Annotated in this window: 12 protein-coding genes; 10 read left to right on the top strand and 2 right to left on the bottom strand. The window is 68.8% G+C overall.

What is annotated here, in order from left to right:
* Positions 1 to 19 precede the first annotated feature (19 nt).
* The 10 genes from B9N97_RS00185 (at position 20) to B9N97_RS00140 (ending at position 10547) form a co-directional block, all read left to right on the top strand.
* Entirely contained in the window at positions 20 to 1609 is a 1590-nt protein-coding gene (locus B9N97_RS00185) for an FAD-binding oxidoreductase (RefSeq protein WP_085082142.1), read from the top strand.
* Between the two features lie 26 nt (positions 1610 to 1635).
* Complete coding sequence (locus B9N97_RS00180; RefSeq protein ID WP_085082141.1) at positions 1636 to 2892, top strand: 3-isopropylmalate dehydratase large subunit; 1257 nt, start codon at positions 1636 to 1638, stop codon at positions 2890 to 2892.
* Positions 2893 to 2900: 8 nt separating this feature from the next.
* Positions 2901 to 3464: a 3-isopropylmalate dehydratase small subunit gene (locus B9N97_RS00175; protein ID WP_244560473.1), complete on the top strand. Its 564-nt coding sequence runs from the start codon at positions 2901 to 2903 to the stop codon at positions 3462 to 3464.
* Positions 3448 to 4308 (top strand): isocitrate lyase/PEP mutase family protein, encoded by an 861-nt coding sequence (locus B9N97_RS00170; RefSeq protein WP_244560472.1) that lies wholly within the window; start codon positions 3448 to 3450, stop codon positions 4306 to 4308. Before B9N97_RS00175 ends, B9N97_RS00170 begins: the two co-directional genes overlap by 17 nt.
* 89 nt (positions 4309 to 4397) lie before the next feature.
* Positions 4398 to 5537 (top strand): ABC transporter substrate-binding protein, encoded by a 1140-nt coding sequence (locus B9N97_RS00165; protein ID WP_085082139.1) that lies wholly within the window; start codon positions 4398 to 4400, stop codon positions 5535 to 5537.
* Between the two features lie 194 nt (positions 5538 to 5731).
* A complete protein-coding gene (locus tag B9N97_RS00160; protein WP_085082138.1) occupies positions 5732 to 6610 on the top strand; it encodes a branched-chain amino acid ABC transporter permease in 879 nt (292 codons plus the stop codon).
* Positions 6607 to 7611 (top strand): branched-chain amino acid ABC transporter permease, encoded by a 1005-nt coding sequence (locus B9N97_RS00155; protein WP_085082136.1) that lies wholly within the window; start codon positions 6607 to 6609, stop codon positions 7609 to 7611. Before B9N97_RS00160 ends, B9N97_RS00155 begins: the two co-directional genes overlap by 4 nt.
* A complete protein-coding gene (locus B9N97_RS00150) occupies positions 7608 to 8408 on the top strand; it encodes an ABC transporter ATP-binding protein (protein WP_085082134.1) in 801 nt (266 codons plus the stop codon). The genes B9N97_RS00155 and B9N97_RS00150 overlap by 4 nt, the downstream gene beginning before the upstream one ends.
* Positions 8401 to 9108, top strand: coding sequence for an ABC transporter ATP-binding protein (locus B9N97_RS00145; protein ID WP_085082132.1), 708 nt, complete (start codon positions 8401 to 8403; stop codon positions 9106 to 9108). The genes B9N97_RS00150 and B9N97_RS00145 overlap by 8 nt, the downstream gene beginning before the upstream one ends.
* Before the next feature lie 5 nt (positions 9109 to 9113).
* Entirely contained in the window at positions 9114 to 10547 is a 1434-nt protein-coding gene (locus B9N97_RS00140; protein ID WP_085082130.1) for an FAD-binding oxidoreductase, read from the top strand.
* 16 nt (positions 10548 to 10563) lie between these two features.
* Here the strand turns inward: B9N97_RS00140 and B9N97_RS00135 are convergent, their stop codons facing one another.
* Together B9N97_RS00135 and B9N97_RS00130 are read right to left on the bottom strand one after the other, a co-directional pair.
* On the bottom strand, positions 10564 to 11370 hold the full coding sequence (locus B9N97_RS00135) for a class I SAM-dependent methyltransferase (protein ID WP_085083209.1): 807 nt from the start codon (positions 11368 to 11370) through the stop codon (positions 10564 to 10566).
* A 191-nt stretch (positions 11371 to 11561) separates the two neighbouring features.
* On the bottom strand, positions 11562 to 12803 hold the full coding sequence (locus B9N97_RS00130) for an MFS transporter (protein WP_085082128.1): 1242 nt from the start codon (positions 12801 to 12803) through the stop codon (positions 11562 to 11564).
* Between the last annotated feature and the right edge of the window lie 37 nt (positions 12804 to 12840).

Raw genomic sequence — 12840 nt, 5'->3', positions numbered from 1 at the left:
TACCCGAAAGGGACATTCCATGAGCATTGCCGCCCTCGACGGCCCGGCCACCCTGCTCGACACCCTGCGCACGGCGCTTGGGTCCGACGGCCTGCTGGATGACGAGACGAGCCGCAACTTCTACGCCAACGACGTGTTCTGGCAGCCGGGCATCCCGCCGCTCGCCATCGCCCTGCCGCGCGACCGCGACGCCGTCGCCGCCACCGTGCGCGCCGCGCATCAGGCCGGCGTGGCGGTGGTGCCTCGCGGCGGCGGCATGTCCTACACCAAGGGCTACCTGCCCGAAGGCCCGAACTCGGTCGTCATCGACAGCCGCCGGCTGAACCGCATCCTCGACCTGAACACCGACAGCCTCTATGTGACGGTGGAGACCGGCTGCACCTGGGCCGCGCTGAACGAAGCGCTGGAGGGCACGGGCCTGCGCACCGGCTATTGGGGGCCGCTGTCGGGCATCAACGCCACCATCGGCGGCGCCCTGTCGCAGAACAGCGCCTTCTTCGGCTCCGCCCTGCACGGCACCGTGGCGGAAAGCGTGCTGGGCGTCACCGTGGTGCTGGCCGACGGCCGCACCGTCACCACCGGATCGGGCGGGCGCGTCGGCACCAAGCCCTTCACCCGCTCGGGCGGTCCCGACCTGACCGGCCTGTTCCTGGGCGACAACGGCGCCATGGGCTTCAAGGTGGCGGCGACGCTGCGGCTGCACCGCCGGCCGGAGCACACCGATTTCCTGTCCTTCGGCTTCGCCACCATGCAGGCGATGGCCGCCGCCCAGGTGGAGATGGCGCGGGCGCGCTGCGTGTCGGAAGGCTTCGGCATCGACCGCACCAAGGTCGAGCATTCGGCCAGCGTCAACAAGCTGTCGGACGGGCTGAAGACCCTCGGCAACGTGGCGAAGGCCGGCAAGTCGCTGTTCCAGGGCGCCAAGGAGGCGCTGAGCGTCGCCACCGCCGGCACCGCCTTCCTCAAGGACCACAACTTCACCCTCCATCTGGTGGTGGAGGGGCGCAGCGAAACCCAGCTGCGCGAAGCCATGCAGACGGTGCGCGAGATCGGCGCCCGCCACGGCAAGGAGATCGAGAACAGCGTGCCGAAGGTCATGCGCTCCAAGCCCTTCGGGCCGGTGCGCGGCATGCTGGGGCGCGAGGGCCAGCGCTGGGTCCCGATCCACGCCATTTTCCCGCTGGGCGACGCCGACAAGGTGGTCGCCGCCAACGACGCCTTCTTCGCGGAGAAGCGCGGCTTCATGGAGCAGCACGGCATCATCTATTCGGTGATGACCATGACGGTCGGCAACGACTTCTTCCTTGAGCCGGCCTTCTACTGGACCGACGAGATCACGCCGCTGCACGCCGCCAGCCTGGGCGACGAGGTGGTGAAGCCCTGGCGCGACCGCCCGGCCAACCCGGGGGCGCGCAACGCGGTGGCGGAGCTGCGCCGCGCGACGCAGGAGCTGTACTGCAGCCTGGGCGGCGTCAGCTGGCAGGTCGCCCGCGACTATCCGTTCCGCGAGATCATGACCCCCGAAACCTGGTCGCTGCTGGAGGGCGTCAAGCGCGCCGTCGATCCGCAGGGGCTGATGAATCCCGGCTCCCTCGGCCTCGGCCGCTGAGGACCGGGAGCGGAGACATCCACGCCATGGGCTACACCATCACCGAGAAGATCCTGGCACGCGCGGCGGGGCTGCCCGCGGTGCGCGCCGGACAGGACATCAAGGCGAAGCCGGACTTCGTGCTGGCCTACGATTTCCCCGGCTACACCGACGTCTATTTCAAGACGATGAAGGAGGATTTCGGCATCGAGCGGGTGGCCGAGCCGGAACGCTTCGGCATCTTCATCGACCACATGGTGCCAACCGCCACCGCCAAGGAGGAAGAGCTGCACATCAACACGCGCACCTGGTGCGCGGAGAACAATGTGCCGCTGTTCGAACGCCACGGCATCGGCCATCAGGTGGCGGCGGAGGTCGGCTATGCGACGCCGGGCGCCTTCGTCGTCCATTTCGACGGCCATGTCAGCCAGCTCGGCACCTTCGGCACGCTCGCCATCGGTCTGCGCCGCAATGTGATGGAGGCCTTCGTCAGCGACACCGTGTCGATCCGCGTGCCCGATACGGTGCGGGTGAACCTGCGCGGATCCTTGCGGCCCGGCGTGATGGCGCGCGACGTCTTCCACCATCTGGTGCGCCGGCTAGGGCCGAGTTCCTGCCGCTTCCAGGTTCTGGAGCTGGGCGGCCCGTCGGTTGCGGCGATGTCGACGGAAGGGCTGCAGACCATCACCGGCCTTGCCATGTTCACCGGCGCCCTGACCGCCATCGTCAATCCCGACCCGGTGCGGCTCGACTATGCCCTGCCCCGCGCCCGCAAAAAGCTGGAGCCGGTGTCGAGCGATCCCGACGCCCGCTATTCCGCCGTTCACGACATCGATTTGTCGGACCTGGAACCGATCGTCGTCGTGCCGCCAACCCCGGCGGACACCCACGACCTGACCGAGTTCCTCGGGCTGGAGATCAATGCCGGCTATCTCGGTTCCTGCGCCTCGGGCCGGCTGGAGGATCTGCGGGCGGCGGCCAAGGTGCTGGAAGGCCGGCGGGTCAAGACCGGCGTCTCGCTGCACATCGTGCCGACCAGCCAGGAACTGATGGCGGCGGCGGCGCGCGAAGGGCTGGTCTCCACCCTGGTGGAGGCCGGGGCCTTCGTCTCCTCGCCCAGTTGCGACTATTGCTTCGGCCGCATCGCGACGATGACGGCGGGCCAGCGCGCGGTGTCCACCGGCACGCTCAACGTCCGCGGCCGGATGGGCAGCCCGGACTCCGAAATCTACCTGTGCAACGCCGCGGTGGTCGCCGCCTCCGCCATCGAAGGCCGGATCGCCGATCCGCGCCCCTACCTGTGAGGCCGGCGATGAGCGAAGCCACACTGAATATGCCGGTGATGAAGGGCCGCGTCGCCTTCATCTTCGACGAGGTGAATTTCGACGTCGACCAGATCGTCGGCGTCAAGAACATCAAGATCACCGACGTGGCCGAACTGGCGCAGCTCGCCATGCAGACCTACGACCCGGATTTCGCCAAGTCGGTGCGGCCGGGCGACCTGCTGGTCGGCGCCGACAATTTCGGCTACGGCCACCCGCACTACCCGCCGATGAAGGCGATGCGCCATCTCGGCATCGCCGGGGTGATCGCGGAGTCCTTCTCCCCCGGCTATTGGCGCGGCGAGGTCAGCATGGGCTTCCCGCAGGTCAGCTGCCCCGGGATCCTCGGCTTCGTCCGGCGCTGGGACGAGATCGAGGTGGACTGGGCGGCCGGCGTGGTCCGCAACCACAGCCAAGGCACCGAAATTCCCTATGAGCCGCTGCCGCAGGCGGATGCCGAGATGATCGAGGCCGGCGGCCTCGTCCCCTTCCTGAAGCAGCAGGCGGCCCAGCAACGCGAACAGAAGGACCATGCCAATGTCTCGGGGACCTGAATTCCGCAACCGCATTCTGGCGCAGAAGACCGTCTGGTCGGCCGGCGCCTATGACGCCCTGTCCGCCCGCTTCATCGAGGCGGCCGGCTTCGACGCGCTGATGACCTCGGGCTTCGGCGTCTCGGCCTCCTTCCTCGGCCAGCCGGATGCCGAGCTGTACACCATGTCGGAGAACCTGACGGTGGTCCGCAATGTGGTGTCGGCGGTCAACGTCCCGGTCATCGCCGACATCGACACCGGATACGGCAACGCCATCAACGTGATGCGCACGATCCGCGAGTTCGAGGCGTCGGGCGTCTCCGCCGTCATCATGGAGGATCAGGTGGCGCCCAAGCGCTGCCCGATCTGCGTCGGCGGGGTCGAGGTGATCCCGATGGACGAGGGCGTCGCCAAGATCCAGGCGGCGGTCGAGGCCCGGCGCGATCCCAACATGCTGATCATCGCCCGCACCGACGTGGTCGATCCGGCCGCCGCGATGGAACGCGGACGCGCCTATGTCGCCGCCGGCGCCGACATGATCCAGCCGATCAGCAAATGCTTCAAAGATATCGACGGCTTGCGCGCCATGCGCGAGGCGGTCGGCGTGCCGCTGTCGCTCCAGCTGCTCGGCTGGCTGGAGAAGCTGTCGGCCGACGAGGTCGAGGAGGTTGCCGGCATGGCGACCTACGCGCTGGTGCCGCTGATGACCGTCGCCTCGGCGCTGAAGGAGAATCTGGCGGCATTGGCGGAGCGCCGCTCCACCCGCGACCTGCCGCGGCCGGTGACCGACCACAACAGCTTCATCGACTTCATAGGCTTCCCGCAGATCGAGGAACTGCAGAAGCGCTACCTGAAGACCGCCTGACGATCCTTTGCCGGCGCGCACCACCCGCCGGTCCCAGGGCCAATCAAAAAGCGGCCAACCAAAAGACGACCAATCCACGGAGGAACCCCATGTTCGGTAGGCGCACTCTCCTTGCCGCCGCGGCGGCCCTGGCCCTGGCCATTCCCGTCGCCGGCACCACCGGCGCCCAGGCGCAGCAGCCCCCGGTCCGCATCGCCGTCATCGGCCCGATGAGCGGCACCGGCGCCTTCGAAGGCCAGCTCGGCCTGGAAGGCGCGCAGGCGATGGCCGCGGTCATCAACGCCAAGGGCGGCGTCGCCGGCCGCAAGCTGGAACTGCTGACCTACGACGACAAGGGGTCCCCCGAGGACGGCGTCAGCGCCGCCAAGCGGGCGATGGAGCAGGACAACGTCGACATGATCATCGGCGGCTGGTTCAGCGCCGTCGCCCTGTCGATGAAGGAAGTGACGCGCGACAAGATCATCACCGTCATGACCAGCTCCCAGCACCCGAAGGTGACGGAGGAGGGGCACAAGTACCTGTTCCGCCTGAACGCCACCTCGGCGATGATGTCGGAGTTCTATTCGAAGGCGATCTGCGACCGCATCAAGCCCAAGTCCATCGCCTTCATGAACGTCAACGACGACTGGGGCCGGTTGGAGCTGGACAACTACACCAAGCTGCTGACCGCCTGCGGCATCGAGGTGAAGGGGCACGAGTTCTACAACCGTACCGACACGGACTTCACCACCGCCCTGACCAAGCTGAAGTCGCTGAACGCCGACGCGATCTATGTGGCCGCGATCAACACCTCGCAGGGCGCGACGATCTACCGGCAGATCAAGCAGACCGGCTACCGCGGCAAGGTCATCGCGTCGGCCGGCAACATGAACCCGAAGCTGGTCGAGCTGTCCGGCAATTCGCTGGAGCAGGTCTACTCCGCCTCGCCCTTCACCGAGGACGGCAGCGCCCCGTCGCTGAAGCCGTGGCTGGAGCAGTACCGCAAGGACTATAAGAACGAGCCGTCCTTCATCGCGGCACTCGGCGCCCAGGCGGTGCAGACCCTGGCCTTCGGCGTCGAAGCCGCCGGCGGCGACCCGCGCGCCTACGACAAGATCGCCGCCGCGTTGAAGTCGCAGGAGGTGCCGACGGTGATGGGCGAGCTGCGCTTCTCCGACAAGGGTCAGGCGAGCCAGGCGATCCATCTGGTGCAGGTGCAGAAGAAGCAGATCGTCAGCGTCCGGGACTGAGCGGCCGGTAGCGAAAAGCCCTCTCCCGTCCCGGGAGAGGGAGGGGACCCACGAAGTGGGGAGGGTGAGGGGTAGGGCAAGACTCCCGAACCGCATGGTTCCTTGGATCACCCCTCACCCTTCCCACCGCTTCGCGGCGGGCCCCTTCCCTCTCCCGGGGCGGGAGAGGGGGACTCCCGACAGGAAGAATCGACATGGATTTCACCGTCTTCGCCCAGCAGATCGCGAACGGCCTGGTCAACGGGATGGCCTATGTGCTCATCGCCACCGGGCTGACGCTGGTCTTCGGGGTGCTGCGCATCGTGAATTTCGCCCATGGCGAGTTCTATATGCTCGGCGCCTACATCACCTATTTCGTCGGTACCCTGCTCGGGCTCGACTACATCGCTGCGGCGGCGATCTCGGCCGTGGTGGTGGCGGGGCTCGGCGTCGTCGCCAACAAGCTGATCTTCTGGCCGCTGCGCCGCGACCATGAATTCACCATCCTGCTGTCCAGCCTGGGTCTGGCCCTGCTGATCGCCAACGGCGGCGAGCTGCTGTTCGGCGCCGATCCGAAATATGTCGAGAGCCCCTTCGCCGACGAGGTGCTGGACATCGGCACGGTGACGCTGACCCAGCAGCGCATCCTGGTCTTCGCCGCCGCGGTGGTGGCGCTGGTCGCGGTCTATCTGTTCATCCGCTATTCGCGCTTCGGCAAGATGATGCGGGCGACGGCGCAGAACCCGGACGGCGCGGCGCTGACCGGCATCAACATCGGGCTGGTCCACACCTACACCTTCGCGCTGGCCTGCGGGCTGGCGGCACTGTCGGGCGCGCTGGTCGGCCCCACCGTGATGATCTTCCCGACCATCGGCAACTGGGCGGTGCTGAAGGGCTTCATCGTCGTCATCATGGGCGGTCTCGGCAGCGTCACCGGCGCCCTGTTCGCCGGCCTGCTGCTGGGCGTCATCGAATCGCTGGGCGGCGGCTACATCTCCCTCGGCTTCATGGAGGCGATCGGCTACGCGATGATCATCGCGGTCCTGCTGTGGCGCCCCAACGGCCTGTTCAGCACGGCGCGGGGTCTGCGATGAACACCAACTCTCATGGGCATTCCCTGGCGATTGCCGGCGGCGTGGCCGCGCTGGCGGTCCTGCCCTTCCTCGCCGGCAACGCCTATCTGGAACATCTGCTGGTGCTGTGGATGCTGTATGCGCTGCTCGCGCTCAGCCTCAACATCGTCATCGGCTATCTCGGCGAACTCACCTTCGGCCATGCCGCCTTCGTCGGCGTCGGCGCCTACACCTCCGCCATCCTTTCCACGCAGCTCGGCCTGCCGCCGCTGCTTGGGCTGCCGATGGCCGGATTGGTGGCCGCGGCGTTCGGGCTGGTGATCGGCTATGCCGCCCTGCGGGTGGTCGGGCCGCAGTTCGCCATCCTGACGCTGGGCTTCGGCGCCATCCTGTTCACCATCACCAACCATTGGGTGGACCTGACGCGCGGGCCCATGGGCATCACCGACATCCCGCCGATGGCGATCGGTCCGCTGGCCTTCGACAGTGCCCGCCCGACCTATTATCTGGTGCTGGCGCTGGTGCTGGCGACCGCGTGGCTCTGCCATGCGCTGGTCAGCAGCCGCACCGGCCGCGCCTTCCTGGCGGTGCGGGAGAATGCGCCGCTGGCGGCCTCGCTCGGCATCAACGTCTTCCACACCAAGCTGCTGGGCTTCGTCGCTGCCACCGCCATCGCCGGCATCGGCGGCGCCATCTACGCCCACTATATCCGGGTCATCACCCCCGACATCATGGGCGTCCACAATGTCGCCGCCCTCATCATCGTCGTCATCATCGGCGGGCGCGGCACCATCCTGGGGCCGATCCTGGGGGCACTGGTCTATATCGGCCTTCTGGAATCGCTGCGCGTCGCCGGTCCGCTGCGCATGGTCATCTTCGCGGCCCTGCTGACCGGCACCGTCGTCTTCCTGCCGGGCGGCCTGGTCAGCCTGTGGCAGCGCTGGCGCAACAGCCACAAGGCGGAGAACAACCTGCCGGCCACGCCCACCGGCCTGCCCAGCACCGAGGGAGGTGCGAAATGAACGCCGCCGCTCAGGAAATCCCGGCAAAAGAGATTTTGGCGGTCAGCAACCTGACCCGCATCTTCGGCGGCCTGACCGCGGTGCGCGACGTCACCATGACGGTGCAGGCCGGCGAGGTGGTCGGGCTGATCGGGCCGAACGGCGCCGGCAAGACGACGCTGTTCAACATGCTGGGCGGCTCGCTGCCGCCCTCGTCCGGCAGCATCCGCTTCGATGGCACCGACTGCACCGGCGCGCCGTCTCACGTCATGGGCCAGCGCGGCGTGTCGCGCACCTTCCAGATCACCAGCCTCTTCCCCAGCCTGACGGCGCTCGACAATGTGCGCAGCGCCGCCTACCGCACCACGCGGGCCGGCTGGGGCGCGTCGATCCTGCGCAACGCCGCCTACCGCCGGGAAGAGGCGGAGCTTCGGCGCAAGGCCATGGACATTCTGGTCTTCTGCGATCTCGACCACCGCGCCGACACGCTGGCCGACGCCATGTCCTACGGCGAGCAGCGCCGGCTGGAGATCGCCATCGCGCTGGCCGCCGAGCCCCGCCTGCTGCTGCTGGACGAGCCGGCCGCCGGCATGAACCCGGAGGAGGGCCAGCGGCTGGTCGAGATGATCCGCCGCATCCGCGCCCGCGGCGTCACCGTGCTGCTGGTGGAGCATCACATGCGGGTGGTCGCCAGCGTCTGCGACCGGCTGGTGGTGCTGGACCATGGGGTGAAGATCGCCGAAGGGGCGCCGGCACAGGTGCTGAACGATCCGGAAGTGATCCGCGTGTATCTGGGACGGGAGCCGGTCGATGCTTAAGGTCGAAGGTCTGAAGGTCCGCTATGGCCACCGCGAGGCGGTCCACAATGTGTCGCTGACCGTCGAGGAAGGGGAACTGGTGACGCTCGTCGGCTCCAACGGCGCCGGCAAGACGACGACGCTGAAGGCGATCTCCGCCCTGCTGCGGCCGAGCGGCGGAACGATCACCTTCGACGGCGAGCGCATCGACCGGCTGGCGCCGCATCAGGTCATCGAACGCGGGCTGGTCCATGTTCCGGAAGGTCGCCAGCTTTTCCCCGAGATGACGGTGCTGGAACATCTGGAGCTGGGCGCGCTCCGCGGCCGGCCGGGCAGCATGGGCTTCGCCGAGCGGCTGCGCTGGGTCTACGAGCTGTTCCCCATCCTGGCCGAACGCCGCACCCAGAAGGCCGGCACCATGAGCGGCGGGCAGCAGCAGCTGGTCGCCTTCGGCCGCGGGCTGATGGCCAACCCGAAATGCCTGATGCTGGACGAGCCGACGCTGGGGCTGGCGCCGATCATCGTCGACACGCTGGCCGACACGATCAGGAACCTGCATGGCTCCGGCATCACCATCCTGCTGGTCGAACAGCGGGTGGATCTGGCGCTGCGCCTGGCCGACCGCGCCTATGTGCTGGAGACCGGGCGGGTGGTGATGGAGGATTCGGCCAAGACCCTGCTCGCCGATCCGCGCATCAAAACAGCATATCTCGGGCTGTGACGGCCATGTCCGGCACGGAGGTGGTGGAGCGGGCGCGGGCGATCCTCGGCCCGGCGCATGTGCTGGTCGAGCCGGCCGACATGGCGCCCTTCCTGGCGGACTGGCGCGGGCGCTACCGGGGCGCCGCGCTGGCGGTGGTCCGCCCGGCCGATGCGGCGCAGGTTGCGGCCATCGTCCGGCTGTGCGGCGAGACGGGCACGCCGCTGGTGCCGCAGGGCGGCAACACCGGGGTGGTCGGCGGCGCCATTCCCGACGACACCGGCCGCAGTCTCGTGCTCTGCCTGTCGCGCCTCAACCGCATCCGCGAGGTCGATCCCATCGGCGACAGCCTGACGGTGGAGGCCGGCTGCACCCTGGCCGCCGTCCAGGCCGCCGCCGAAGAGGCCGGCCGGCTGTTCCCGATGAGCCTGGGCAGCGAGGGCAGCTGTCAGATCGGCGGCACCATCGCCACCAATGCCGGCGGCACCGCCGTCCTGCGCTATGGCCCGATGCGCGACCTCGTGCTGGGGCTGGAGGTGGTGCTGCCCGACGGCACGCTGTGGAACGGGCTGCGCGCGCTGCGCAAGGACAACACGGGCTACGCCCTGAAGCACCTGTTCATCGGGGCGGAGGGAACGCTGGGCATCGTCACCGCGGCGACGCTGAAGCTGTTTCCCCGGCCGCAGAGCGTCGCCACCGGCTTCCTCGCCCTTCCCTCTTTGGAAGCAGCCTTGCAGGTGTTCGCCCGCCTGCGCGGCGCGCTGGGCGACCGGGTGACCACGGCGGAAGTCCTGTCGGAGGCGCAGCTTGCCTCGGTGCTGACCCATGTGCCCGGCACCGTCCGGCCGCTCGGCACCGTCATGCCCTGGTATTTGCTGGTCGAGATCACCGATCCCATGCAGGGACTGGATCTTTCCGGCCGGCTCGAGGACCTGCTGGGAAGCGGACTGGAGGACGGCAGCATTGCCGACGCCGCCGTGGCCCGCAGCCATGCCCAGGCCGCCGCGATGTGGACGTTGCGCCACAGCGTGTCGGAGGCCAACCGCAAGAGCGGCATCGTCATCGGCCACGACACCGCGGTGCCGGTGGCCCGCATCCCCGACTTCGTCACTCGCGCCACCGCGGCCATCGAGGCGGTGCGGCCGGACGCCCGCGTGGTGGCGGTCGGGCATATCGGCGACGGCAACATCCATCTGGTCGCCATCCTGCCGGAAAGCCTCCGGACATCGGCCGAACCGCTGGACCGCATCGCCCACGCGGTCAGCGCCGCGGTCCACCGCGAAGCCGTCGAACTCGGCGGCACCATCAGTGCCGAGCACGGCATCGGCCAGAGCATGCGCGACGCGCTCGCCGCCTTCAAGGGACCGGCGGAGATGGCGCTGATGCAGGGCATCAAGCGCCTGTTCGACCCGCAGGGATTGATGAACCCGGGCAAGGTGGTGGCGGCGGTCCGACGCTGACGACCGTGCCGACGGCTCAGGCCACCGCCGTTATCACATGCGCCTGGATCTTGCCGTCGATAGGGCCGTCCGCGAAATGCCGGGCGACAGCCTGGGCAGCGAGATTCGTCACTTCGTCGAGACGGCTTGCATCCCGCGCCTCGATCTCAAGGCGCATGGGCGTTCCCTGGCAAAAGCCGGTTGCCGGATCGGCAGGCGTTTCCGCCCGGCTGCGCAGAGTCACGGTCTCGATCCCGATGTCGGAGAAGCCGGCTCCTTGAAGTTCGTCGCGGATCCGCCCGGTGTCATGGTAGCCGTGCGGCGTCCGCGCCATGAAACCGGGCGGATCATCGGGAAAGGCCGCAGCGACGGCGGCGCTGACGACCCCGGCGATCTCGTTGTCTTCGATCCGGTCCCACACGCTGAACAGGAAGCGGCCGCCCGGTTTCAGCACCCGGCGCGCTTCGGCGAAACCCGCGGATTTGTCCGGAAAGAACATCACGCCGAACTGGCAGACGAGGGCATCGAAGCCGGCGCTCTCGAAGGGCAGGCTCAGCGCGTTCGCCTGCTGCCATGTCACCTGCGGCGCGTCCAGTTTCTTGGCCGCATGGTCGAGCATCGGCTGATTGAGGTCCGTCGCGACGAGTTCGACGCTTGCCGGCAGTGTCTGGACCAGGGCGCGCGTCACGATTCCGGTTCCGGCCGCCGTTTCCAGAATCCGTCCCTCCATCCCCGCAAGCCGCCGCGCCATGTCGCGCGCGTAGGGTTCGAAGAGGAGGGGGCCGAGATAGCGGTCATAGATCGCCGGAATCGCCCCCGCGAATGCCTTGTCCACGTCGGCCATGTCGCCCCCCATTTCAAAATGCGGGATCGCTCAACATATTCCCCGCTGACGATGCGGGCGACGGCCATTTGGGGGCGGAGGCATGCTCCTTGGATCCGGCAATCGACGAAATCGCAACGAAAAAGGCCCCCGAAGCCGTGCGTCGCGGCATGGCTCCGGGGGGCTTGCGGTCTTCGTGGAAAATGGATGGCTCAGCGATCCGACTTGGTGACCAGCCGCAGGACCAGCGCGGCGGCCGAGGCGGCGGTGGCGACGGCGACCACGCCGTTCCAGCCCCAGGCGGCCAGGGCCTGACTGCCCAGCGTGGCGCCGGCGGCCATGCCGATGAACATGCCGACCATCAAGACTGCGTTCAGGCGGCTGCGGGCGGCCGGGTCGATGCCGTAGACGATGGTCTGGTGGGCGATCAGCGAAGCCTGGACGCCCAGGTCGAAACCGACGGCGCTCGCCACCAGCAGCCACAGGCGGGCCCCCTCGGGCAGCAGCGGCGACAGGGCCATGGCGGCGAAGGAAACCACGGCCAGACCGGCGCCCAGCCGGGTCATCAGGGCCGGACCGCGGCGGTCGGCGATGCGGCCGGCGACCGGCGCCACCAGCGCACCAGCCGCGCCGGCCAGACCGAAGGCACCCGCGGCGGCGGCACCCAGATGGAACGGCGCGCCATGCAGCATCACCGCCAGCGTCGACCAGAAGGCGCTGAAGGCCAGCGACAGCAGCCCCTGCGCGATGGCCGCCCGGCGCAGGCCCGGATGACCGGCCCACAGCGTGACGAGCGACCCCAGAAGCTCGCCATAGCCGAGATCGGTCGTCGGCGTGAAGCGCGGCAGACCGCGCCACAGGGCGGCCCCCAGCAGGGCGATGCTGCCGGCGGCGGCGACGAACACGGCGCGCCAGCCGAACTGCTCGGCGATGACACCGCTGACCACCCGCGACAGCAGGATGCCCAGCAGCAGCCCGGTCATCACCGTGCCGACCACCCGGCCGCGATGTTCGGCCGGCGCCAGCGTCGCGGCGGCGGGAACGATGTCCTGCGCCAGCGTCGCCGACAGGCCCATCACCAGGCTCGCCGCCAGCAACCCGCCGATGGAGGGCGCGAAGCCCGCTGCCAGCAGGGCCGCGACCAGGACCGCCGCCTTCGCCAGGATGATGTTGCGGCGGTCGAAGCGGTCGCCCAGCGGCGCCAGCAGCAGGATGCCGAAGGCGTATCCCAGCTGCGTCAGCGTCGGCACCCAGCCGACCGTCCGGTCCGCCGCGCCGATGTCGGCGCCGAGAACGCCCAGCATGGGCTGGCTGTAATAGAGCGAAGCCGCCGCCAGGCCGGCGCCCGCCGCCAGCAGAAAGACCAGCGGCCGGCTGATCCCGGTGTCGCGCGCCGCTGCCCGCGACAGCGGTGTTGCCAGCGGGCTTGCATGCGCGGATTGAATGGTTGACATCGGTCTAATCCCCCTCAAGAGCGTGCGAGTGCGTGAT

The sequence above is a fragment of the Azospirillum oryzae genome (genome assembly GCF_900177515.1).
GTDB lineage: Bacteria > Pseudomonadota > Alphaproteobacteria > Azospirillales > Azospirillaceae > Azospirillum > Azospirillum oryzae_A.
Note: the sequence above shows the minus strand (reverse complement) of the source record. Positions and strands in the feature narration are given on the sequence as shown.